Genomic DNA, 23,727 nt, shown 5'->3' with positions numbered 1-23,727 from the left:
CTATTTCAGGACATGACATGTTACAAAAATAAAGAGGCTGTCCAAAAAGGGCAGTCTTTTTTATGCTGCGTATTTTTCACATTGTAAATTATGTTTTGCTTTTTTTCTTTGTAGTGTCTGAAAACGTACAATAAAAAATATTTCTGTTTTTAAAACGATGCCTGAGCCTTCTCTTACAATTTTTCTGTTAATTTTCATGGCAGTGCCCCCTTTGGCTGCCATTTTTCTGAAGTTATGTCCAAGAGCCATCAGTAAAAACTCCATTTCTACTTTTTCTAACCCTTTAAAGGTAAACCGGTTAAATTTATTGTTTGATTTCAATTGCCCAAAAACGGCTTCTACTTCTACAGGACGTTTACTTCGGTGTTTAAGTCCTTCTTCTCCGGTGAGTAAATTTCGGGCTCGTTCCTTTAGTGCCTTCAACCGATGATTGACTTCTATTCTCCGGTTGCCTTTTGCATTATGGCAGCTCCCACGAAGTGGACAATTATTGCAGTTTTTAGCCTCATAATATGTGATTTGAGATTCATAGCCATTGCCTGATCTTCGCTTTCCCGTGCCTGCATTTTCCATTCTTTGCCCCATCGTACAGACATAAAAATCCTGTTCCTTGTTGTAAAACAGATTTTGAACCAGAAAAGGATTGTTTTTCATCTTCTTTTTCTGTTCAGCATGGAAATAATTATACTTCACATACGCTGTAATATCTTTATCTTCAAGCATTTCATAGTTTTCTTCACTGCCATATCCTGCATCAGCTACCACTTCTTTGCTTTGTTTTCCGTAGGCTTTTTCAAAACCGTCAAGATGGGGTTTCAGGGTCGTGGTATCGTTTGGCTTTTGATGGATGGAAGCATGGGTGATGAATTGATTTTCGGTCGAAATTTGAGGATTATAGGCCGGTTTGAGCTGTCCGTTTTTCATGTGGTCATCTTTCAGACGCATAAAAGTAGCATCAGGATCGGTTTTGCTGTAGGAGTTCCTTTCTCTTAAAACGGTTAAGTCTTTTTCATATTTCTGTAATTTGGGCAGGTGTTCTTCCTGTAGTTTCTGAAGTTCCTTTGTTTGCTTTTTGGTAGGTTCTTTGAGCCTTTTATTGAGTTCGGATAATTTTTCTTTGAGTTCTTCGGAATTGATTCTTTTTGGCAGTTCTTCCTGGTTAAGCTCCTGATTATCGGATTGAATACTGTTTTCGATGTCACATAAAACAGTATTAATTTTCAGCTCTAATTTTTCTTTGTATTTTTCTACTGAGCCCCGCCAAACGAATGTGTATTTGTTAGACTTCGCCTCAATTTTTGTTCCGTCAATATACTGAACATCAAGGCTGATGTAGCCTAATTGCACGAGCATTTTTACCACTTCTGCAAACAAATCTTTGATTTTTTCTTTCAAAATTTTTCCTCTAAACTCATTAATCGTTCTAAAGTTGGGGGTATAATTGCCCGAAAGGTACATAAAGTGGATGTTTTCGGTAAGGGCTTTAGCGATTTTCCTGCAAGAATAAATGTTGGACAAATAGGCGTAAAATATCACTTTTATCATCATTCTCGGGTGATATGCTGAACAGCCTCCGCCTAAATAAAGATTGGTAATTTCACTGATAACCAACTGATTAACAACGGAATCTACTAAGCGGGAGGGATGATTTTCAGGGATTAAATCAAATATATTGATGGGAAAAAGTTCAGGAAAGTTGCCCGGTTGTGTTTTAAAGCTTATCTTAGCCATAGTTGTGTATTTGTGCAACTCTAAGATAGCTTTTTTAGAGATAATCTCAACAAAAAAATTGAGGCTGCCCAAACTTTTTGGACAGCCTCTTTTGACTATTTCTTGCTTTCTTCTACAGAAATTTTTCTAAAATCTTTTAGAATCTTTGCTAATTCCAAAGCAGCTTTTCTAGCTCTTGTTCCGGCCGCTTTGTTTCCTTTTTCAAGCTGAAGATTGGAGTCTGTTTTAAAAGTTTCAAATTCTGCGTTGATTTTTTCTAATAGTTCTTTCATAAAAAATGGATTTTTAAGGTTGCAAATATAGAATAATCTTGTTTATTTCCATATTTGCAAATAATTTACTTGTGATTTTTTATATACCAGTCTTCTAATTCAGGAGGTAATTTCATGAGTTGAAAATTTTTTTCAAATTAATATACCTAATTTTTTCAGGTTCATCAGCTAACAAAAATATAAAACCTTCAATAAAACTGTTAATTTTTAGAATTTCGGTCTTGAATGTTGATGAGGTTGATAAGAAAATAGACTTCAAAATCACATCAACACAAGGAAAAATCCAATTATTCATTATTGTTTTAGATCATTCCAGGGTTAAATATCACCTATTCAATTCATATATATAACTGTGGTTTTTCACTTTTTACTGTAGCAAATGTAGTACAGGTCATTCACTCAAAAAAATCTTTTTGGGTTTCTACAAAAATTCTCTCCACTCCGCTCCAACAATTTTTCCAGACACTCCTGAATCCTTCGGACAAAAAGATTTCGGAGCCTTCATTTCATTTTTCCATTCAGGTTTTAAGTGCCTGATCCTGTACTATGGTCATTTAGCAAAGAAAAAGTCGGAACCTCAGTTATACGAATCAAACAGTCGCTCTTTAACATAAGAATAATCAAACAAAAAAAATAAATAATGCTTTTCCCATTGGAAAAGATGAAAAGAAAGAAGCCGAGTGTCCTCGATACCGAATCAAAGCACTCGAAATTTTACAACTGTAAAAAAAATAATGATTAACAATTAAAACAAAATATTATGAACACAATTGTCGGTAGAATTACCAAAAACGCAGAAATCAACACATTGAATAACGACAGACAGGTCGTGAACTTTTCAATAGCCATCAATGACAGCTACAAGACCAAGCAGGGGGAACGCAGAGAGCTGACCACGTATTACAATTGTTCGTACTGGATAAGCCCGAATGTTGCCAAAATCCTTACCAAAGGAACTTTGGTAGAATTAACAGGCAGGGCAAGCTCAAGCGCATGGATAGGGAAAGACGGTGAAATCCGTTCAGGATTGAATTTTCATACTTCATACATTCAGGTTTATGGAGGTGGAAGAAATGTTGAAAATGAACCGAAGCAAAATGCAATGCAGGAATCAAGTAACCCTTTTGCAGGGGACACAGATGATGATTTACCATTTTAATAATTAACCCAAGATTATCTTAAAAAAGCATTTATGGAATCACAATATAATTTTCAGATGAAGTCCCGAAATGACCGAATAGAATGGGAGCAGGTATCAATATACCTCAAAATCCATTGTGACAGGACAACAGCGATACACTATGCAAGAAGCTTGTCATTGAAATTTGGCAAGGAAATCCGATTGACACAGGGTGCAGACCCTCTCAAAACAAGTGGAACATATATTTATGAAAATCCCTGAAAATGAAAACAAAATCAAGAACCGAAGCCAAAAAATTGGCAAAAGCGTATAGCTATAATAAAGAGTACGCAGATGTGCCTGTATATATCATTTACTGTAACCGATCAGAAAAGTATTATGTGGACACGAATAGCTTAATACAGTCTTGGGAAAGACTCATAGGCTACTGTATCAATGGGGTTTTTACTCCTGAAAAGCAAAATAATAACATAAAAAAATAAAAAATGAAACGATCTGATATACCAACGGAATATTTACTTGTAAAAGCAAAAACCAACAGTGAATGGGATGCTTGCGACTTTGCCATTATCAACATTACAGGGGAGTGGAAACAAATCCAAAAGAAACGCCTTGAAGTTATAAAAATCATTGAAAATGATGAAGATATAAAATCGCTGAACTATTTTGACACCTATGTGGAGTTCTTTAGATTTTCGAAAGTATATTATCCTGTGGTTGAAGAGTGGCTCTCTGAGAGAAACAGAGTTTTCATTGAATTAGAGAAAGAGGATTTAAAAGAACTGAAACAACCTAAAAATAGTCTGTGTCATTACCAAATGCAGGTATCTAAGGATGGAAATGCCATTTATAAAGCCTATGGAAAGCATACGGAAGAAGAATTTAGGACGGTGGAGTTTTCATTACGGGAACTAATAGACTTCAATACTCATTTAGTAATTAATCCATAACCCAACAAATTATGCAAACCAATTTTTTCAATCTGATAGCCAAAATGGATATTAACAGTAAGCTGATTCTAACCATTACCAAAGCCAACGAAAGCCAAATAGTAGCTTCCATATTAGTACAAAATGATGGATGTGGAGATAAAGCAAAAAATATCATTCCTCCTCTTAATCTTAAAGGAACGGCAGACGAGCTTGATGCCGGATTTTTTGAACACATTAAAGCCCCATTACAAACTGCTTCAGGACTGATGGTCGATATGGAAAGCTTTATGAAGCAATTAGAAGAAGCCAAAAAGCAATCCGTAATGGAAAAAGAAAAATCCGATAAGGAGAAAAAAGAAAAGGAAGCCAAAGAAAAAAAATGCAAAGATGCTTTTCAAAAAGCCGAAGAACTCGAAAAGGAAGGCAACTACAAAGGCGCATGGTCAGCACTTCCAAAGGCTTCTGAATATCCCGACTATGCAGAAACTATCCGCACAAAGCAAGATGAATATGAAAGACACTTTGCACATAACCTTTTCAGTGAGGAAAAAACGGCTACCACAACCATTAATCCACAGCCATGATTATAGAAACCTATATAGCAACCTTACAACATGGTAAGGGTAGAATAAGATTCCAAATAAATTCTATGAGTGGAAAACAGGGAGCCATACAACAGATAATGGCAATAGAAAATTGCCCAATGAGAGCCATTATCGGACTAAAGATGAAGGGCAGGAAATTAGTAAAATAAAATACATCAAATCAGAAAATCAACAATTATGTTACTTGCAACCCAATTAGAAAGAGTTTTTATCCTGAGAGATAACGGACAGGAAATTCGATTGACAGACCCCGAACCGAAATGGAGTGTAGAAGCCGTGATGAGCTTTTATGCTAATACTTACCCCATTTTAACCACAGCAAAAGTCTCTGCACCACAGATCAGGAATGACACGGTAGAATACCGTTTTGAAAGTGTAATGGGTACGAAAGGCTGATGCATTATTATGGTTGGATTTTTAGTAATCTGCTTTAAATCCAACCAATATTTACGAAATATCAATCACAAAATTATCATGAATGCAACGAAAAATCATATCGGGAAAAATACAGCTTCCCGAACAGCAAAAACAAAGGCAACTACACAAACAGTTGGGAGAGTTCGCCCATTGGATGCAAAGACCAAAGGATGCAGGCGAAATACAGAAAGACAAAATGAAAGCAGTACCGATAGCAATGCTACCCATGCTTTTCTAAAATGTTCATTTCTGCCAAAGCTGAAAGACACACCATCCATACAGGATTGGAAGGAAACAGACAAAATGGGAAGGGATTTTTATCAGTCCCTTTCCCAATTGACTGAACATTACGGAATCATACCTACACCGTCAAAACATTTAGGTTTTCCCTATAATATTGCTTTTGCTTTAGAGGATATCAAAAAGCAGTTAAAAATTAAAGTAAAGAATTGGGAGAAAATTCGTTTGGTACAGGATAAAAAGAAAACGTATTTGTTGAGCGAAGAAAAATATAATACAGGAGCTACATTATATTACATTCCGATAGTTCCCCTGTACCGATTATCTAAAAATCCCAATTATAAACAGGCTGCACAGCTTTTACAGTCCGTTTGTTCATACCTGTATCACATTGCAGATGTCCCTTATTACAGAAAGCAGGACAGCTACCTGTACTGGATGTACGAAATGATTTCGGAATGGCTCATTAATGACGAAAATGAAGATACCCTTGAATATTTACGTGAAATGAAACAAAGTGAATGGATTGGTGACTATATGGAACAAAAAATATTTAATCCTCAGAATTTAACCTTGTTTAAAGAGAGAATCAATCGTTTTGAAAATAGAGATTCTTTTGAAACCGATTGTCTTTTATTAGCCTGTAATTCCCTCGCTCTTTACGAAATGTTTCCCAGTGCTACTATTTACAGAAATATTCAACAGGACAAAAGAAATGCAGATAAAGTATCCGTATCGGAGCGAACGCCGGAAAAAGAAGGTGATTACTTCTGTGTAATAGCTAATGGACCATCAATCATGACTTGTAGAAGCATGTATTTTGAAAGGTTTAAAGGTATTACCCACTGGCTGGAAGAAAAGCCAGACTATGAGGATGAGATGAAGGAGATGCTGGAAGAATGTCAACTTCAATTGGAACATTTAAACAATCCAAGTCGTGGGACTACAAACTCCGTTTTATCTAGGCTTGAAACTTTACTAACCAAACTAAGCAACTTTAACCAATAAATAATAAAGCAATGAAAGTAAAATTATTAATAACAGAAAAACGACTTGGAATCAAGGAGGGTCAGATATTTTCCGCTGAAAAATATTCTTTAGATCCGGGTAAAGTCACATTGAAGCAACGTTTAGACAAGAGTGGCAAGCCAGTAGGCAAGCCTGTAATGTGCAATGAATACTTGTGTAATGTAATAATATTAGAGGATTAACCTTTAACCCCGTGCCATCTTAGGGTGGCACTTTAATACAAGAATTATGGAAGAAAAGAAAATAAAAATTATGGGACTTGGTCTTAGTGCGGTTTCAATTGCTGCAACATTGCCAAAAAGCATTCAAGTAATTGCCACAGATTTAGAACAGGAAAGAAAGAAGGTAGAAGATGCTGGAATTAGAAGTATTAATAAGTTGAATCAATCCGCAATTGAAGATACATTCAATTCTCTTTCAAACATATATATACCTCACAAATCACACGTTAGTACAGTAAAACACCGTCTTGGAAATAATTCAAAAAGACCCAAACCACGTAAAAAGAAAAGAAAATGATAGCACCACAAGAACTTAGACAGAATAATTTAATAAGAGATATTGAATCCGGAAGAATCGGAGCGGTACTAACCATTGGAGAAAAGAAATGTACAATAAAAATGCCTTACTCTAAATTGAGTCAATCATATGAAGAGTTTGAGCCCATAGAGCTAACAGAACACTGGCTTTTGAAGTTTGGCTTTGAGCATACTACGCCGGACGGTTGGTTATGCCTCAATATTTGTAATTACTGGACTTTTCTATATTGGCAAAAAGGCTTATTAGAACTATCTGTTAATAGACATTCTGTCGTTTTACAAAAAATATTATACGTCCACCAACTTCAGAACATTTTTTTCGATTTCACAGGGGAAGAACTTAAAATTAAAGAATAACATGGAACTATTTATAAAATTTCCAGATCAGTCACAAAGCTTTTCTGCAGGTGTTGAATACGGTAGACTGTATGGTAGAATAGAAAAAGGTGATCCTGTTGTAACAAATGATGGTTTTCCTGTTAGAATCGAAAATAAAGAACTGCTACAGAATACATGTACTAAGTATGGATATACTTGCAATTTTGGAGCTGAATATTATGGTGAATGGATAGAGTTCACGGCTATAAAAACAACAAATTCAAAAAATTAAAATGAAACAGCTAGAGATAAAAACAAATAAAAGACTCCTTATTGTGGAGACAGATATGGCGGAATTTGTCGCATCATTGCTAATAGGGGATTTCTTTCCAAAATACGAATTAGAATTCATCTGCAAAGGCTCCGATCTTACTGAGGATATTGCGAAGGGATTTCTGCATCAGTCAATTCACACTGGTCTATTTGCTCATTATGTAAAAGATATTCCCGTAAATACCTATTGTTACAAAACGGCTTTAGAAGCATTTGGCGCTGTAATTTACGCTTCCGGCTTACGGATATCTTAAAAGGTGTTGTAGGTGCTAGTGCTATCGGTAATATTGCCAATGGAATTGTTGGAATTGCTACAGATGCATATGAGACTGTAAAAGCGTTAGATGCTCAAAATCTAGCGTTAAAAAGCGTGTTTGAGACTGAAGCTCAAATGGCATTCCAGAAAGAATATCTATCTGAATTAACCAATAAGTATGGATTAGAGCTTGTATCTACTACAGATGCTTATGTGAAGTATTCGGCCGCTGTAAAAGGTACATACCTGGAAGGTGAACAGGCCCGAAAAATATTTGATAGCTTTTCCGGCGCTTCTGCAAAATTAGGATTATCAGCTGAACAATCTACTGGGATATTCAAGGCTTTGGAACAGATGATTTCCAAGGGCAAAATTCAAGCTGAAGAATTACGCGGGCAGTTAGGCGATAGAATGGCAGGTGCATTCAAATTGTTTGCTGATGGTATGGGAGTTTCCACGGCTGAACTGGATAAAATGTTGAAAGCGGGAACTGTTGTGGCAGATAATGTACTTCCTCAGGTAGCGGAAAGACTTTCTGAGGTTTACAATTTAGATACTGCAGGAAACATTGACACGATTGCCGCCGCTCAAAACCGTCTAAAAAACGAGTGGACATCTTTCTTAAGTGATTTCACTGATAATAAAGATAATGTAGATTTCCTCGCTGGTAGTATAGATGTTTTGTCATATGGGGTTAAATTCTTACTTGACACACTAGTTAAAGACGGTTCAGCGGGTAAAGAAATAGTTACAGGTTTAGTTGATTTGTTGGGGGCGTTGTTTGAGGTTTTAAATGCATCTGCTGGAATCACAGATACTACTTCCACAAAGATGGAAAAGTTTCAAGCTACATTGCAATTTGTAAGTGCTGATGTTAATATTTTAGCATCTGCTATTAAATACCTTACAAGTATTGTTTCTAACTTCTTTTCAACAATGTTTGAAGAGAATGGCTGGGATAAGTTCAGTCAAAAGATGGAGAAAAGTGCCGACAGCCTTATAAATTCGTACAAGAAGTGGGATAAACTGACTAATGATGCAGACAGATTGTTTTCCGGATTAACCCCAAATGAAAGAGCTATACGACAAAGAGAAGAAGAAACCAATAGGTATAAAAAAGCTTGGGATGATGCAAAAGCTTCTAAGGCAGCATACTTTAACTACCAAGGCAAATATTTCTCCACTTCAACAGGTAGAAATACAGGTAAAAGCCTTGATGAATACATTGATAGAGGAGATAAGCTTGAGAAAAAAACAACAGCAAAAAGAACCGTTTTACCGGGCGATAAAAAACCAACAAGGCAAAGAGGTTCATCATTGACAGGAGGGCAAAAAGATTTCCTCATGACTTTGGATGGTGAAAGGGATATGGAATTGGCAAATCTGGAACGTAACCGCCTTGAGTTAAAAATCGGTTATGAAGATTATCAGCAAGAGAAAGAAAACATTGCTATCAGATATGATCGAAAACTCCAAGAATATTTAAAAGGATCAAATGCGAAAGAACTTAAATTAAAAGGCGCTTCTTACAAAAAGGCTATTGAAGCTGCAGTACAATCAAACGAAAAACTATATAACGAAAGATCTAAAAACTTAGAAACTAATTTTAATAAGGAAAAAAATATTATTGAGGGTAAGAATAGAGATATTCAAAAAAACCAAAATATAAGTGATGCTGATCGGCTAAAGCAGCAAATTGATATTGATTCTGAACTTATTCAGAAAACAGCTGATTCCTATGAAAAAAGAATCCAGCTGGCGGCCAGTATGGGACAAAGAGTGTTAGAGCTGGAACGTGACAGGGATGAAGAGATTGCTAAAATAGAAGATCAAAGGCTTCAGCGTATGGCTGCTATTCCTGAAGCGATCAGAAGTGAGATAGAATATCAAAGTGAAATTCTTTCTGCAAACAAGGATGTTTCTTATGAAAAACAAAGACAATTAATCCTTACCAATAAAAAGCTAAATGCGGAAGAAAGGTCTTATCAGTTAGCAGTTCTGGATAAGCAAAACCAGATCAAAACGACTGATCAGGAAATTGAAAAGCAGAAAAAACTTAGAGATTCAATTACTAACCGTTTGCTTGCCGAAAAGTCAATTGGATTACCTGGAATACCGACCAAAGAAGATATTAAATTACTGGCCGAATATGGAGCTGAAATCGAAAGGCTTACAAGTGAAAACATTCAAAATACGAAAGATCTTGATCTTTTAAACTTTGAAAAATTAGCAAAGGGATTTGAGCCTATTGTGAACATGATTTCCAGCGGATTAAATGATCTGGGGCTAAACCGGGTTTCGGATCAGTTCACTAAAATGTATCAAAAAATTCTGACTGAAGGAAAAGACTTCTCAATGTCAACAAAGGAAATTTTTGAGGCTGCAGGAGCTGTTGTTGCTGACTTTGCTCAAATTTTCACTAATGCTCAAAAAGAGCGAACTATTTCGGCGCTGGATGAACAACTTGCTTATTCACAGCAAACCACCGAACAGGAGCTTAAGTTTGTTAATGACAGGCTGGAAGCATTAAATCAACTTGATGAACTAACGGCTGAACAGATCAGTGAAAGAAACAGGCTTGAAGATGAAGCAAGAGTATATCAGGATCAACAAAGACAACGTGAAAAGCTAATCGAAGCTCAAAAGGCAAGAGCTGAACAAAAGGCTGCAGCGCAACAGGCTTTGATAAACGGTGCTTTGGGGGCTTCATTAGCTATTGCAACCTATCCTTTCCCTGCCAGTTTAATTCCGGCCGGTTTAGCATTCGGTTTTGGTTTAGCCCAATCGATTGCCATTATGTCTAAAGATCCGGTTCCGAAATACTGGAAAGGTAGAACAGGAGGTAAAGCAGAATTCGCAATTACCCAGGATAGAGGGCGTGAGATTATTGCAGGTGAAGACGGACGTATTAAATCATTAGGATCTGATTCCGGTGATAAAATGACATGGCTTGACAAAGGTGATACAGTTTATACAGCTGATGAAACAAAGCGAATCCTTAAGACAATGGGTCCGTCAGCTAAAATCGGGAACAAAATATTTAGCAACATAGCAAGAGAAAGCATGATAGCCCCTCAAGTTTCCATCATAAATAATTACCGGGATAATTCGGATGCTATCGCAGAAAAGCTAGGGAAAAAGTTTGATAGATCATTTGAGAGGTATACACACCCTACTGTGATAGAAGTTAACGGTAAAATTATTCTATATAGGGGAGCTAATCACGGGCAACTTATAGCTTATAGAGACGAAAATGGAGAATATAAATCAGTAAATAATGATACCAATTAAGCATATATTATTAGAAAACGGAGTTAAGGAGATTTTTAAATTTATTGTTCCTTCCGGAACTTTTCAGGGCGAATATATCATAGATAAGCCAGGCGGATGGGATGAAGTAGATTCTGTGGTTAATATTGATGATGAATCAATGAACGTTAACGATTTTATCATCGGAAATAACACAAAGCTTAGGTTTTATCAGGAAAAAAGTAAAACAGCATACAACCTGCTTAAAAATGTTTATGCTGAGCAGCAGGGTGATGGACGTATTATTTTTAAATGGTTAGCGGTGAAGGCTGGAATCGAGTACGATTTACTCAAAGATAATTTTGAGGTGAATATGAATAAATATTATCATTCATATGATAAGTTCTATTTTAAAATTGAAGTGGAATTAATCAAAAGCGAGTCTCAGAATAAGCTTATAAACAGGGATGATGTAACGATTGATTTATTCGCTGATAAAGATCTGGATGAAAACCCCATTACGCCAGTTGAAACTTTTAATCTGGGATATAAAAAAGGTGCTGCAAAACAGTCTAATTTTTATTCATGGGATGTGTCTCAGTTACATGTAAACTTTGATCCAAGAACAGCGCATTTCTATTCTTTCCATAGATCTGATGATTATCAGTTTGGAAACAATACCAATGAATATGCAGGAATAAAACCTGTTACTACAACACAGACTATTGATCAGGGACCATTTGTATCAACAAACATTACATTAAAATCTATTAAAATACGCATTAGTAATATGCATATCATATGTGGCAGATTAGACAACAATATTCCAGTTCCGCCCGATGTCGGGTTGTATGCTGTCGTTTCTGGAGCCGGGTTCTATTATACTCAATTGCTCCAAAAATTTACGTCACAGGAAGGTAATTCTTCTATAATAGAAATAGACAACAAAATTTTCAACTTCCATATAAACAATAGTTCGAATCTGATGTCGGGGCAAAATCTGAGCTTTCTAATACTGAGTAATAGTGTTGGAGATAAGTTTATTACAACATCCTTAAAACTAAATACCAGTATCGAGATCACTACTAATATGGAATCTCCAATTGTCAGTACAAAGGGAATTCGTTTGATTGACAGTATTAAGCAGGTTGTGAAAAATTATACTGCTTCCGGGCTTGGTGTATTAAGTAATTATATAGGGTCTGGCGGAATTTATTACAACACATCAATTTCAACAGGAATTTATTTGAGGGGATTGCCTGACAAATATACTACAGGTCAAAAAGTAAAAACTTCATTTAAATCTCTCATGACTGATGGAGCTTCTAAATTATTGGCTTTAGGTTATGATATTTTAGATCAAAATATCATTATTGAAGATATAGGATATTTTTTCAAGGACGTGAAATGCTATGATCTTTCGGATAAAAAATTTATTCAGGATGGATATAAATTTGAAAATGACAAAGATGTCGTTTATAACACCATGATATTCGGGTCAAAGAAATACTCTAAAAATGTTAAGGATGATATTCAGAATTATATTACTTCAGCAGAATTTACAACACCGATTGTAAGGGCAAAGAACAAACTGGATAAACAAACCGAGTTGATTATTGATGAATACAAAATACAAGAGCTGATAGAGGACAAAAGTTCATCAACCAATGACAATGATGATGATCTGGTTATGATTGATATGGTTGAAGAAACTAATTACTCCGATACAGGCGTTTTCGAAAACTGTGTTCATGCCAATAAGAATGGAAAATTAGTTCTTACATGTACCTCAATAGCATTCGACACAACTTTTATGGAAGTAGGAAGTACAGTTAATATAAACGAAGGACTTAACCAAGGAGGTCCATATAACATTCTTAATATAAATAATATAGAACTAACATTAGATAAATCTTCAGGAATCCAAGAAGGTATAAATGATACGCCTATTACATATACAATCCCTTCACTAATTAAGAACAGATCTATAAATGATGGTTTTACAGAGCCTTCTTATATTAGAGATCCTGCAACTTCTACAAATGCACGTCATAATCCAAAATACCATATGGCAAGATGGTTTCAGTGGTTTGGCAGCGGTTTAAGAAAAAAACAAAATGGTGAATTTATAAAAGTAACAAGTTATAAGAACAACGAAAAAGCCAGAATGAAGGCGAATTCAGGTGATCTTTTAAACGAACTTCCGGGATTGGTAGAAGTGGGAGCAAACGAACCATTAAGCAGATTAAGAAGTTATAAGACGCCTTTCTTTTCTGGTGAAGTCATAGAAATTAAATTCTTAAATGTCACCTTTCAGGAATTCATTATGATGTACGAAAATTGGAGATATGGAATTTCAGGAGATAGGTCGACCAGCCGTGGATATTTAACAATACCAACACCACAAGGTATTTATGATGCTTATCCTTTCGGTGATGCTGCGTTTTCTCATGATAGAAAGACAAATGTATTAAGCTTCAAGGGAAAAATTAAAAGTAAATCTGCAGAAGATCCGGTTCTTTTATCTGTCGTTCAGGACAGCAAAAATACTGTTACTCTTCATTGGGACTATACAGATGATTATATTAATCCGATAGTTGATGTTCAATATAGTATTGACGGTGTAAACTGGATTACCATTAGACAGTTTGGGAACACAAAGCAAGGCGTTATTGTAGATGATGCATTTTTAGAAATCCTTTCTGGAACAAATGTTAGTTTCAGACTTATAGTAAATACTTTGGATTTCATTAATAAGATATCAAATACAATATCTGTAAACTGGAAGTATAATCCTTATGCCATAGTAGCCCGTAATAAGTCTGAAAACACAGATTGTGGATATAGTAGAATTGTTTTTGATTTGAAAGGGAAAGCTAATTTTGAAATTGAATACAGCTATGAATTTACTCCAAGTGGTGGTAAACTTTGGGCAACCAATCTAAATGGAACAGGCGGCAATTTAGTTGTTGAAACTAATTATGGACAAACATCTGTAAATGGAGTAGAGACCAGAAATATAAATATAGATGGAAGTGATGTGAGATTATATATCGACCTATTCAACTCTGATAAAACAGAAGCATTACAGCCTTTAAATTGTACTTTTGGAGATTATCAATATTCCGCATCTGGTATTCTAAATATAAAATTCACAGATACTATTACCAATACAATCCAAAATTTTGATTTAAAAGCTGAAACTATAAAATTGTACAGCTAACCAGATCGACTATCCTCATAAGAACCACAATGACATAATTCTAATTTTGTTTCATGCCTAGGATGTTTTCATATTATAGCCCTGTCAGATTTTACAGGACAATGGAGGAACTGGAAGATATGACCAATCCGGAAAACGCTCAGTATTTCGGACATAAAGAGCCATATCCATTAGAGGTAAATGCATACCATAGATTTTTAATTCCTCAGTACAAAAACGAAGTTGATACAACAGAGTTAAAATTGTTTTTGGTTGGGGATGAAGAAACAGAGATTGATTCCAGGTTAACTATTGATAATAACAAATTGTTTGTTGTTACATTAATATCATTTGAAGAAATTCAGGGGCATTTTGAGATAAGAGATTCTTCAGGTACTGTCCTTTTCTATTCCAACTGTGTTAAATTCGTGAACAGCACGGATAAAGAAGGTAGGAAATATATCAGGATAGCAACTAAATGTACGTACAATAGGAATCTATTCTCTTATTCAGATGGTGAACATGACTGGATGATTACAAATTTGCCAGCTTATTGCCTGGGAGAATTTGAAATAGATGAAGATATTACATTGGAGCGTACCGGCAATTTATTAGGTTCTGAGATTTCGGGATCGTGGTACGAAGAGAATGTTAAGTATAGAATTTTAGCACAAGGAGATAATAACATACTTGCATTCATTGCCGTACACTCGGCAAATCAAGACTTTTACATTGATGGAACAAAAATGACCCGAAAAGAAAAGCCAGAAGTTACTGATAACACACAGGAAGTAATTATGAAATTTTCTTATCAGAAAGATGAAAACGGTCTGAATATCATTCTGGATGAAAAAAAAATATTTTCAGATGCATTTAAATATGCATTAGGAAATAAAGAGAAGACGAAAGTTTATGTATATGACAATAACAAAGCTATAAAAACAAGATAATGGGAAATTCAATTCCAATACCATTTTTAGAGGTGGAATCAATAGATGGACTACCTGAAAAAACATCACTGGAACCAGATGGTAACATGTTGTATCAAGCTGCAGATGGTAAAGAGTACAGGATAAAGACAGATTCATTCTACCAATTGATTCATAGTGTTGCAAAACCTATTTTGCCCTCTGATTCAGGATCATTTATTCCCAATTCATGGTACAAACCTTCTGTATATTCAGCAGATCCAGGCACAAATTATCCTAATGCTGGAAACCTTAAAGCAATTGAAGGATTTGACACTCTGTTCTATTATAATGGTAGTACGTGGTCTAAAGTAGTTAATAAATTACCCATTGATCAAGATCCCCGAAAGGCCTTAAAGAGTTTTATGTACCCTGAAGGAGATGGTCCATGGGTATCAATGGCATTCCCATCAAACGAAAATCAGGGATATATTTTGAATCAAAATGGCGTTGGGGAAGTTCAGCCCAATGGAGCTTACGGAGATATTTACGCCTCCGATCTTGTAGGAGTTTCTAGTCTAAGGATTACAGCACCTGGGATGGATCAATTTGGAACAACAATATCATGGTGGATAGGCTACCGAGCTAATAATACATTTGACGTTTTAAAGAGTGGTATTATAGTTAACGGAATAGCTCAAATAAACACAGATCCACAATACACACGTTATAAGTACTCACGTCCTTTAAATGGAGCAGTGCTTGAGAAAAGATCAAAGGTTGCGTTACCTGTAGAAGAAGATAGCGTTATAAAGGCGATAGAATCTATGGGATCAGGCTATTCTGGTGTACTGGATTTAACGACTTTAGGTGTTAGTACAAGTAACACAGCGGTTCAAAATACAGAAATTATCAACACTGCTTTGGAAGCTGAATATTCAAACCCAAATCCTCGAACTTTAAAATTACCCGCTGGAATATTTAAAGTAAATGAAATAATTTCAAAGCCGGGTATAGAATTGAGTGGTGCGAGTAATCTTAGAACCACACTTACTACAGATGTTGGAAGCAACGCAAGATATATTATCATGTTACCTGACGGTCTTATAGGAAGGGGATTTATAAATAACTTGGTAATAGATGCGAGAAATACAACAGAAGGAGGTATATATATTAATAACACTTTTGATTTTCAAATACGCAATTGTGCGATTTTCACCAATGCATTAGCAGGGATAAAATTAAAAGGATGCTTATATCATGCTATTTCAGACATATACTTTGATGGTGGTGATATAGGCTTACAAATTATAAATGCTCAAGCTTCAAGTTCAACGGCTATGGCTACCAATCTTATTAAATATGACAGGTTGTATTTTGTTAAGTCGAAAAAGAAATGTGTAGAACTTAATGCAGGTTCAAATTATGTATTTAATTCCTGCAACTTTGAAGATAGCGGAATTTCAGGAGATGATACTACAGGCGGTGTACATGCTATAGGACTTTCTCCAGGAGGTGAAGGGGTTGATGTTGCCTTTAACAATTGTTGGTCTGAAGGAATCAGAGGTGGTTTCATTTACAAGTTTGATAATTGCAAAGGAAATTCTGTTATACGTGATTGCATGATGGGCAAAGGCGGTAATGGTACTGGTACTATTTCAAATGCGATAATTAATATCGGTTCAAGATTAGTTTTATCCGGTGCTACCAGATTTTCTACAGCTCCGCATTTTAACGCATTTCCAACTAATATCCGTACGGAATCAGGGGGGATTACTCTTGTCGACAATCCAAACATCAATACAGGAGTTAACAATGTAGGAGCGTTCAAAATAGCTCAATATTCATAAAAAAAATAAATGGAAAAAATATTTGTAATAATTTGGATTTTATTTGGCCTCAATATCGAGGTGTTTTTAATCGTAATGGCAGATCTTTGGTCTGGAGTCCGGAAAGCGAAAAAAAACGGTGTAGCGAGATCGAGCTATGGATTTAAAAGAACGGTTGAAAAGCTCGGAAGATATTACAATGTTATGTTTGCGTTGATGGTTATCGACTCAATGCATATGACAAGCATTTGGTATCTAAATTCTTTCCATGGGTACAATTTAATATTCTTTCCTTTTATTACGCTTTTAGGATCGATTGGGTTAAGCCTTATTGAATTGAAATCAATATATGAAAAAGCTGAAGATAAACAGCGTTTTCATGAAGCCGGGGCCTTAATTACCACAATAGCAAAAAACAGAACCGATATTGAACAAATAGCACGTGAAGTGCATGAGTATTTAAATTCTCAAAAAACAAACGATGAAAGCAGCAATAGTACTACTGATTAGCCTTTTCCTCATTGGATGTGGTTCCAGGTCAAGAAATGTTTATAAGACTGAAGAAAAAACAACTTTTGACAATGAAACCAGTATACAAGAAACTAAATCAGTCACATCAGAAATATCATCCATAACAGATATCAGAAATTTTCTGTTTAGCAACGGTTTGAAAATAAAATCAAACGGGCAGAATTATGAGTTAAAATATGGTGATCTGACTTTTTCCGGATCTGCAGATATTGAATTTTCTCAGAGAAAAGAAGAAAAGGTTATACATAATGTATATAAAGTACACACAACTTACATAACTGAAACTAAATTTCAAACAAAAACCTTTTTCAAAACTGATAAGACAACCAAAAACCTTAATGTAGAAAGAAGTGGAGTTTCTTTTGGCTCTATGGTATGGATTGTTATTTTTTCTTTGATATCCGGTGTTGTTTTATGGGAATTAGCTAAACGATTAATCTTAAGAAAATGAGAAATATAAATTACCTGGTTGTGCATTGTACAGCAACACAGCCAGATGTTAAAATAGAGAGTATTAAAAGGTACTGGAAGGAAAACCTGAAATGGAAAAGCCCAGGCTATCACTACATGATAAAAGCAGATGGTGAAATAGTCAACACATTACCCATAGATCAGGTATCCAATGGAGTTGCAGGGTGGAATTCTCAAATTATCAATATCTCATACATTGGAGGTGTTGACAAAAATAACCAGCCAAAAGATACAAGGACAGTTGAACAAAAAGCCTCTCTATTGAAGCTGTTAAAAGAATTAAAATCAAAGTTTCCTAAAGCTAAAATTCAAGGACATAGAGATTTTCCAAATGTGCATAAAGCTTGTCCCAGCTTTGACGCAAAGAAAGAGTATTCTGGTATATGATATTTATTAATGGTTAAAATAAAATCTTGTCAGGAATGATGAGATTTTTTTGTTTTAAAAATTTAGATTAAAAAAAAGTAACAAAAATGTTTCTAAATATTTGGAAGTAACAAAAATGTTACTTATCTTTGTACTGTTATAAAAGATGATCTTTAAATTATGAAGTCGAATGAGATGTTAAAAATCCTTAAAAAGGATGGGTGGGAGTTGTTGAGACACGGTAAAAAGCACGATTTGTACGTGCATCCCACCAAAGACGGAGCGATTCCAATTCCCAGACATCCGGCAACGGAACTTAAAAAAGGAACTGAGGAATCCATTTTAAAAGCTGCAGGGTTAAAATAACCCTGCTTTTTAAAGATCTTTTTAAATAACAGAGATAATAATAATTAACAACAAAAAATCAGAAAAATGGCAGTAAAATCAAAAATTAATTTTAAATCACGAATTTAAAACAAACATCAATCAAACAGAAAAATTCCTAACAAATCAAACACCCCAAAAAATGGACATCAAATTGATCTTAGAAAAAAGTTCAACTGGATACAGTGCTTTTTCTGAGAATTTACCAGGACTTGTAACTGCTGGTGAAAACATCGATGAAGTAAAAGAAAACTTCAAAGAGGTTTTAGAAATGCAAGCAGATTATTTAGAAGAGAAAGGTAAAAATAAAGAATCTGAAGAATTAAGAAACGCAAATGTGACTTATTATTTAGATCTTAAGACGTTCTTCGAGTATTATTCTTTATTTAATAAAAGTGAATTAGCTAAATACTTGGATATAAATCCAAGTTTACTAAGGAGACTTTCATCCGGAAGGGAAGAATTATCAGATAAAAAAGCCTTGCAGATTAAAAATGGTTTACATAAATTAGCCTCAGAATTAAATCAGTTCGACTTTGCTTAATTTAATTCAGTAACAATACATCTTTATAACAAAATTGAGTGCCAATATTTTTGGCACTTTTTTTTGTGAATAACTTTTATAATAGTCCAGGACTACAAGGCCGTTTTTAAATAAAGAATCCCCACTATTAAGAGGGGATTTTGTTTTATTGTTTGGTTCCGATTAAAATCATGTCATAAAATCCACCTTTTGATGGGTATGAGATCCTAAATTCAACCTGACCTGGATGTAATGAAGATTTTTGACAAGCAATAGATTCTGGAATATTGTTAATATATATCGTAATCATATCAGATAAATTGCCTGAGCCAACTTGTTTAACCGAAACTTTATTTACTGTACTAACTCCACCGAATTTATTACCATCTTTATATTCTATTGTATTATCAGAATTAAACTTGATATAAGCTCCAAATGAGTTACCATCATATTCATTTCGATCATTAGCAAAAGTAGCAATGTTAATCTTCCAAGTTCCAATTAATTCAGCCGGAACTTCTTTATTAACAGGCCATTCTTCTTTGACGTCTATGTTATCTCTGTCACTAGAACAGCTATACAATGTCAAAGCAAACGTAAATGAAATTAAAAGTAATATATTTTTCATAATAAAATTTATTGAACTAAAATTGTTATAGTTTTTGATTTATTACTACTTGTAAGTAAAACTAGTGCATAAATTATAAGCCAAAACCCTGCTGTAAGTAATGACAGGACTATATGTAGGCCATGATTAATTTTACTTTTCTTCTCTAAAACACACATTCTGGTTTCATCATTTTTATCCACAATGGTGTAGCCTTTAGCAATCATATTTGAAACTTCAGTATTAAATTTTTTTAGTTTTTCGTAGTCTTGTACCATTTGTATTAGTTTTGTAATTAAACATGGACAAATATAAAAACTTTAAAATAAATCAAAATTACGGGAACCCGTATTGATAAATATTTTATTTTAATTAAATTTTGGCATTAATTTTCTGGCTATTTCAAATTCTTTTTCTTGATGTTTAGTTGCATAAATTTCAGTGGTTTTTTCCTTTGAATGCCCAAATATCGTGGCAATTACCGGTATTGACATACCACATCCTTCTTTATCATTCGCTCCTTTATGCTTAAACCAGTACATTTTTTTGTGAATATTAAGAATTTTATGAACATTATCACGCCACATATTACCTGCAACATTTACAGAAAGCTGATAAGGAGAAACAATAAATAATTTATTTTTTCTTCTACAATAAGGGCTTTGTATTCCAAACAGGAAATTATCAGAATTAGAAAGGTCTATTTTTAGTAAATCTTCTTTAAGATCATAAGAGAAAGGGACCTTTCTTGCTTTTGTTTTTGTAATTTCTTTTGGTAAAATAAAAATTTGTTTGTTCAAATCTATCATTGAACATTTTATCTGTCTTATTTCATTAGGTCTAATTCCACACTGATAAATAATCTTTAGAAATACATTAAAGCTAGGACAAACAATTTTAAAATGATTAATTATTTCAGTTTGTTCTTTGTCAGTAATAACGTCAATAAATTGAGGTTCTTCATCTTCTAAATATTCCAGACCTTGAGCCGGATTGTTTTTGACAATGAATTCTTTTTTCAAGACTGAAAATATTGAACGTACAACATTAGATCCTTTGTTATATCTAATATTTGACCAATTTTGAGTTTGTTTTGTGGCTTCTAATAATAATTTGATATGGTATGTTTCAAATTCTTTTATATTGTGATTTTGCCATCCTAATTTAATTATTTCGGGTTTAATTGCTCTATAAATAGAAGTGTAATCTTGACAAGTTTTTTTTGCAAGTTTTTTATTGAATACATCAAATGCTAAATCAAATGCCTGGATAATATTATACCCCAGATCTTCCGGTTGTGGTAGTGTTTTACTTATACTTTTAGGAACCCAACCTTTTTTTAATCGATCAGCAATAACTTCTGCAAGGGCTAATCCATATTGTTCGCGTTCTTGATAGTCTTTAATTTCTTTAAGACCTTCCTTTACTCGAATGGGATTACCACCATTGAATCTAAACCATACATACCATTCTTTACCACTTTCTAAAGGGTAAGTTTTTAATTTTGGAGTTGTCCATCTGTTTTTCATTCTCTGAATTTTTTTAATTTCAGATACCGGGGGCGGTGAAAATCAGATATATTGTGCACTTTGTGCTTTTTTGTGCTTTTTATCTTTGTGGCCACTATCAAAAACGTAGTATTAATAGTGGTTTACAAAGATATTGTGGAGTTGGAGGGAAATGAACCTTATTAAAATTATCATAACTTATTTTGTATAAGTATGTTGTTTTTCAGTATTTTACATATATTTGTGTAAATCTATATACTTCGTTTTTATGTCTAATTATAGAAGTATTAGCACCTAAATTGGCACCTATGAATTATACATTTAAATTAAAAGAACCGAACTCCCAAAAAGAAACTCTAATTTATTTTCGGTCATATTTTGGTAATGAAAATAAGAATTTTATTTATTCCACAGGTGAAAAAATAATACCAATCGAATGGGATTTTGAGAACAGACAACCTAACGACCTTAATGGACGAACCAAAAGGGCAGAAAATCATCGAAGCATAAAAAAGCAATTGGATAGGTATAGTGGTTTTTTTACAGAAATCGTCAATCGTTATAAAAATATTAATGAGGAAATGACAATCGATATTGTAAGACAACGGTTTGATGAAGAATTTAAGAAAGCTACAATTAAGGATGATTTTTTTAGAATATATCAGGAATTTCTGGATGAGAAAGAGAATGATTATACAGGCAATGCAATTTCAAACTCAACACTTAAGAGATATAAATGCAATAAAACCTTGCTTGAAGATTTTCAAAAGGAATACAAAATTAAGGTTACACTGGGCAAGTTTGATGATAAGATTTATAATAAGTTCTTAAAATATTGTATTGAGAAAAAAGAACATTCAGCCAATACGGTACACCGTAACGTTGGATTATTAAAAACCTTTTTGTCGTGGGCATTAGAAAAGAAATATACATATAACAACCGTTTTCTTACTTTTAAAAAGCCTCCAAAATTCCGCACTGATGAAATTGCATTAAATTATCAGCAGGTTGAAGAGATATACCAATATGATTTCAGTAAAAACAAGAGACTGGAAAAAGTGAGGGATCTTTTTATTTTTGGTTGTGTAACCGGATTGCGTTTTGGAAATTATAGTCGTGTTTCAAAACAGGATATTCAGGGTGATTTTATCAGAGTAATTGATTTGAAAAGTAAAACAAAGAATCTATCCATCCCCCTCAACAGTATTTCTCGTGCTATTTTAGAAAAATATGATTATGAGCTTCCCAATATTTCCAATCAAAAAATGAACGAATTTATCAAAGAAGTCTTTCAGGAAATGGAATTTACGGATGAAATAAAGAAAACCATGAGATATGGGGATGAATTGGTAGAAAAGAAAACAGAGTTCTATAAACGAATTTCATCTCATACTGCAAGAAGAAGCTTTATTACGATCATGAAAAATAAAAGGGTTCCGGATAAAATAATTATGTCTTACACAGGTCACAGAAGTTTGGAGGTTTTCAATAATTATTATCGGCCAAGTGAAGAGGATAAGATAAATTATATGAATGAGGTTTTTAAATAATCATTAATTTTGATTATGGATCAAAAGAAAGTATACGGACGGTGGAACTTTTGGGAAGAATTGGCAGGTTATCCCATGATGATCTATTACTGGATTAAGGGTGAAAGAATTAAGAAAATGCTTTCTAAACGGATTGAAAAGGCAAGATTTCGAGCCAATCAAATTATTTTGACAGAAAAAATAAAACAGGAATTTATAATTGATTACAAAAAGACAGATAATTTCTTTAGCTATCATTTTAAAAATATTGATGATTCGAGAAATCATAATTTTGAAGAAAAGATTACCTATTGTTTACAGCAGTATAGAAAAGAATCATCGAGGCTTATAAGTTCAAGCAACCTGATGAAGCTTCAGGAGAATTTTTTGAGTGGAGCAGAAGCTACCCTTTTTCTCTATTTTGCTTTAAATCATAAAGTAAAAAGAGAAATCCGATTGTCAGACATTATGATCGGAGAAAACAGCTCACGAATTTTTACCAACTTTTTGAAAGAAAAAAAATTCATAGACGAAAATCATAATTTGCTCGTAGACCAAAAATCTTCACTGATAAGAATTCATAGATTCTTAAAAGATAATCTTATTATTAATCCAGAATTTCAGGATATTACGATTATCGAAGCTATGGAAAATGAATACAATACCAATTTCGATAAAGGAACATTTTCAAGAGCTGTCATTGTTAAACCTACTGATTTTGAAGAAGGTATCTATAAAGAATTATCTAAATTGCTTAATATCAAGTCTTAAACTTTACACAATTGAGTAAAATTGCATAATTAGTTA

28 protein-coding genes are annotated in these 23,727 nt (G+C 34.0%); 23 read left to right on the top strand and 5 right to left on the bottom strand.

The annotated features are described in order from the left end of the window. Window positions 1–60: 60 nt before the first annotated feature. On the bottom strand, window positions 61–1,731 hold the full coding sequence (locus RHP76_RS12260) for an IS1182 family transposase (protein ID WP_311228299.1): 1,671 nt from the start codon (window positions 1,729–1,731) through the stop codon (window positions 61–63). Window positions 1,732–1,826: 95 nt separating this feature from the next. After that, the gene (locus RHP76_RS12255) at window positions 1,827–2,003 is read right to left on the bottom strand and encodes a BF3379 family histone-like protein (protein ID WP_024568772.1); all 177 of its coding nucleotides are present in this window, start codon (window positions 2,001–2,003) and stop codon (window positions 1,827–1,829) included. A gap of 760 nt (window positions 2,004–2,763) precedes the next feature. Between RHP76_RS12255 and RHP76_RS12250 the strand changes: the two genes are divergently transcribed. From RHP76_RS12250 to RHP76_RS12150, 21 genes are all read left to right on the top strand, one after another. Next, window positions 2,764–3,162, top strand: a complete 399-nt coding sequence (locus tag RHP76_RS12250; RefSeq protein ID WP_311228298.1) for a single-stranded DNA-binding protein — start codon at window positions 2,764–2,766, stop codon at window positions 3,160–3,162. Window positions 3,163–3,407: 245 nt separating this feature from the next. After that, window positions 3,408–3,626 (top strand): DNA-binding protein, encoded by a 219-nt coding sequence (locus RHP76_RS12245; RefSeq protein WP_311228297.1) that lies wholly within the window; start codon window positions 3,408–3,410, stop codon window positions 3,624–3,626. 3 nt (window positions 3,627–3,629) lie between these two features. After that, window positions 3,630–4,094 (top strand): hypothetical protein, encoded by a 465-nt coding sequence (locus tag RHP76_RS12240; protein ID WP_311228296.1) that lies wholly within the window; start codon window positions 3,630–3,632, stop codon window positions 4,092–4,094. Window positions 4,095–4,105: 11 nt separating this feature from the next. Continuing rightward, on the top strand, window positions 4,106–4,660 hold the full coding sequence (locus tag RHP76_RS12235) for a PRTRC system protein E (RefSeq protein ID WP_311228295.1): 555 nt from the start codon (window positions 4,106–4,108) through the stop codon (window positions 4,658–4,660). Next, window positions 4,657–4,830 carry a hypothetical protein gene (locus tag RHP76_RS12230; RefSeq protein ID WP_311228294.1) on the top strand — a complete coding sequence of 58 codons (174 nt, stop codon included), beginning with the start codon at window positions 4,657–4,659 and terminating at the stop codon, window positions 4,828–4,830. Before RHP76_RS12235 ends, RHP76_RS12230 begins: the two co-directional genes overlap by 4 nt. A gap of 28 nt (window positions 4,831–4,858) precedes the next feature. Beyond that, window positions 4,859–5,077 carry a PRTRC system protein C gene (locus RHP76_RS12225; protein WP_311228293.1) on the top strand — a complete coding sequence of 73 codons (219 nt, stop codon included), beginning with the start codon at window positions 4,859–4,861 and terminating at the stop codon, window positions 5,075–5,077. A 78-nt stretch (window positions 5,078–5,155) separates the two neighbouring features. Continuing rightward, a complete protein-coding gene (locus RHP76_RS12220; RefSeq protein WP_311228292.1) occupies window positions 5,156–6,346 on the top strand; it encodes a hypothetical protein in 1,191 nt (396 codons plus the stop codon). 11 nt (window positions 6,347–6,357) lie between these two features. Then, window positions 6,358–6,549, top strand: coding sequence for a hypothetical protein (locus RHP76_RS12215; protein WP_311228291.1), 192 nt, complete (start codon window positions 6,358–6,360; stop codon window positions 6,547–6,549). A gap of 46 nt (window positions 6,550–6,595) precedes the next feature. Further along, window positions 6,596–6,886 (top strand): hypothetical protein, encoded by a 291-nt coding sequence (locus RHP76_RS12210; protein ID WP_311228290.1) that lies wholly within the window; start codon window positions 6,596–6,598, stop codon window positions 6,884–6,886. Next, window positions 6,883–7,263, top strand: coding sequence for a hypothetical protein (locus RHP76_RS12205; RefSeq protein WP_311228289.1), 381 nt, complete (start codon window positions 6,883–6,885; stop codon window positions 7,261–7,263). The genes RHP76_RS12210 and RHP76_RS12205 overlap by 4 nt, the downstream gene beginning before the upstream one ends. 1 nt (window position 7,264) lies before the next feature. Continuing rightward, window positions 7,265–7,516, top strand: a complete 252-nt coding sequence (locus tag RHP76_RS12200; RefSeq protein WP_311228288.1) for a hypothetical protein — start codon at window positions 7,265–7,267, stop codon at window positions 7,514–7,516. A gap of 1 nt (window position 7,517) precedes the next feature. After that, a complete protein-coding gene (locus tag RHP76_RS12195) occupies window positions 7,518–7,811 on the top strand; it encodes a hypothetical protein (RefSeq protein ID WP_311228287.1) in 294 nt (97 codons plus the stop codon). Beyond that, the gene (locus RHP76_RS12190) at window positions 7,745–11,104 is read left to right on the top strand and encodes a tape measure protein (protein ID WP_311228286.1); all 3,360 of its coding nucleotides are present in this window, start codon (window positions 7,745–7,747) and stop codon (window positions 11,102–11,104) included. Before RHP76_RS12195 ends, RHP76_RS12190 begins: the two co-directional genes overlap by 67 nt. Further along, the gene (locus tag RHP76_RS12185; protein ID WP_311228285.1) at window positions 11,091–14,285 is read left to right on the top strand and encodes a hypothetical protein; all 3,195 of its coding nucleotides are present in this window, start codon (window positions 11,091–11,093) and stop codon (window positions 14,283–14,285) included. The genes RHP76_RS12190 and RHP76_RS12185 overlap by 14 nt, the downstream gene beginning before the upstream one ends. 101 nt (window positions 14,286–14,386) lie before the next feature. Continuing rightward, window positions 14,387–15,214 carry a hypothetical protein gene (locus RHP76_RS12180; protein ID WP_311228284.1) on the top strand — a complete coding sequence of 276 codons (828 nt, stop codon included), beginning with the start codon at window positions 14,387–14,389 and terminating at the stop codon, window positions 15,212–15,214. Next, entirely contained in the window at window positions 15,214–17,022 is a 1,809-nt protein-coding gene (locus RHP76_RS12175; RefSeq protein ID WP_311228283.1) for a glycosyl hydrolase family 28-related protein, read from the top strand. Before RHP76_RS12180 ends, RHP76_RS12175 begins: the two co-directional genes overlap by 1 nt. Before the next feature lie 9 nt (window positions 17,023–17,031). Further along, a complete protein-coding gene (locus tag RHP76_RS12170; RefSeq protein WP_311228282.1) occupies window positions 17,032–17,511 on the top strand; it encodes a phage holin family protein in 480 nt (159 codons plus the stop codon). Continuing rightward, window positions 17,483–17,983 carry a hypothetical protein gene (locus tag RHP76_RS12165; protein WP_311228281.1) on the top strand — a complete coding sequence of 167 codons (501 nt, stop codon included), beginning with the start codon at window positions 17,483–17,485 and terminating at the stop codon, window positions 17,981–17,983. The genes RHP76_RS12170 and RHP76_RS12165 overlap by 29 nt, the downstream gene beginning before the upstream one ends. Next, window positions 17,980–18,390, top strand: coding sequence for an N-acetylmuramoyl-L-alanine amidase (locus tag RHP76_RS12160; RefSeq protein WP_311228280.1), 411 nt, complete (start codon window positions 17,980–17,982; stop codon window positions 18,388–18,390). The genes RHP76_RS12165 and RHP76_RS12160 overlap by 4 nt, the downstream gene beginning before the upstream one ends. A gap of 159 nt (window positions 18,391–18,549) precedes the next feature. Next, on the top strand, window positions 18,550–18,735 hold the full coding sequence (locus RHP76_RS12155; protein WP_311228279.1) for a type II toxin-antitoxin system HicA family toxin: 186 nt from the start codon (window positions 18,550–18,552) through the stop codon (window positions 18,733–18,735). A 160-nt stretch (window positions 18,736–18,895) separates the two neighbouring features. Next, window positions 18,896–19,297, top strand: a complete 402-nt coding sequence (locus tag RHP76_RS12150) for a type II toxin-antitoxin system HicB family antitoxin (protein WP_311228278.1) — start codon at window positions 18,896–18,898, stop codon at window positions 19,295–19,297. A 145-nt stretch (window positions 19,298–19,442) separates the two neighbouring features. Here RHP76_RS12150 and RHP76_RS12145 read toward each other — a convergent pair whose 3' ends face one another. The 3 genes from RHP76_RS12145 to RHP76_RS12135 form a co-directional block, all read right to left on the bottom strand. Then, window positions 19,443–19,904, bottom strand: a complete 462-nt coding sequence (locus tag RHP76_RS12145) for a hypothetical protein (RefSeq protein WP_311228277.1) — start codon at window positions 19,902–19,904, stop codon at window positions 19,443–19,445. An 8-nt stretch (window positions 19,905–19,912) separates the two neighbouring features. Next, a complete protein-coding gene (locus RHP76_RS12140; RefSeq protein ID WP_311228276.1) occupies window positions 19,913–20,161 on the bottom strand; it encodes a DUF8108 domain-containing protein in 249 nt (82 codons plus the stop codon). Between the two features lie 90 nt (window positions 20,162–20,251). Then, window positions 20,252–21,412, bottom strand: a complete 1,161-nt coding sequence (locus tag RHP76_RS12135; protein ID WP_311228275.1) for a tyrosine-type recombinase/integrase — start codon at window positions 21,410–21,412, stop codon at window positions 20,252–20,254. A gap of 287 nt (window positions 21,413–21,699) precedes the next feature. Here RHP76_RS12135 and RHP76_RS12130 point away from each other — a divergent pair, with 287 nt between their 5' ends. After that, entirely contained in the window at window positions 21,700–22,941 is a 1,242-nt protein-coding gene (locus tag RHP76_RS12130) for a tyrosine-type recombinase/integrase (RefSeq protein WP_311228274.1), read from the top strand. Window positions 22,942–22,956: 15 nt separating this feature from the next. Beyond that, on the top strand, window positions 22,957–23,691 hold the full coding sequence (locus RHP76_RS12125; RefSeq protein ID WP_311228273.1) for a hypothetical protein: 735 nt from the start codon (window positions 22,957–22,959) through the stop codon (window positions 23,689–23,691). Window positions 23,692–23,727: the final 36 nt, after the last annotated feature.

It is taken from the genome of Chryseobacterium sp. SG20098 (assembly GCF_031844745.1).
Classification (GTDB): domain Bacteria; phylum Bacteroidota; class Bacteroidia; order Flavobacteriales; family Weeksellaceae; genus Chryseobacterium; species Chryseobacterium cucumeris.
This window is presented reverse-complemented; position numbering and strand designations above follow the sequence as displayed.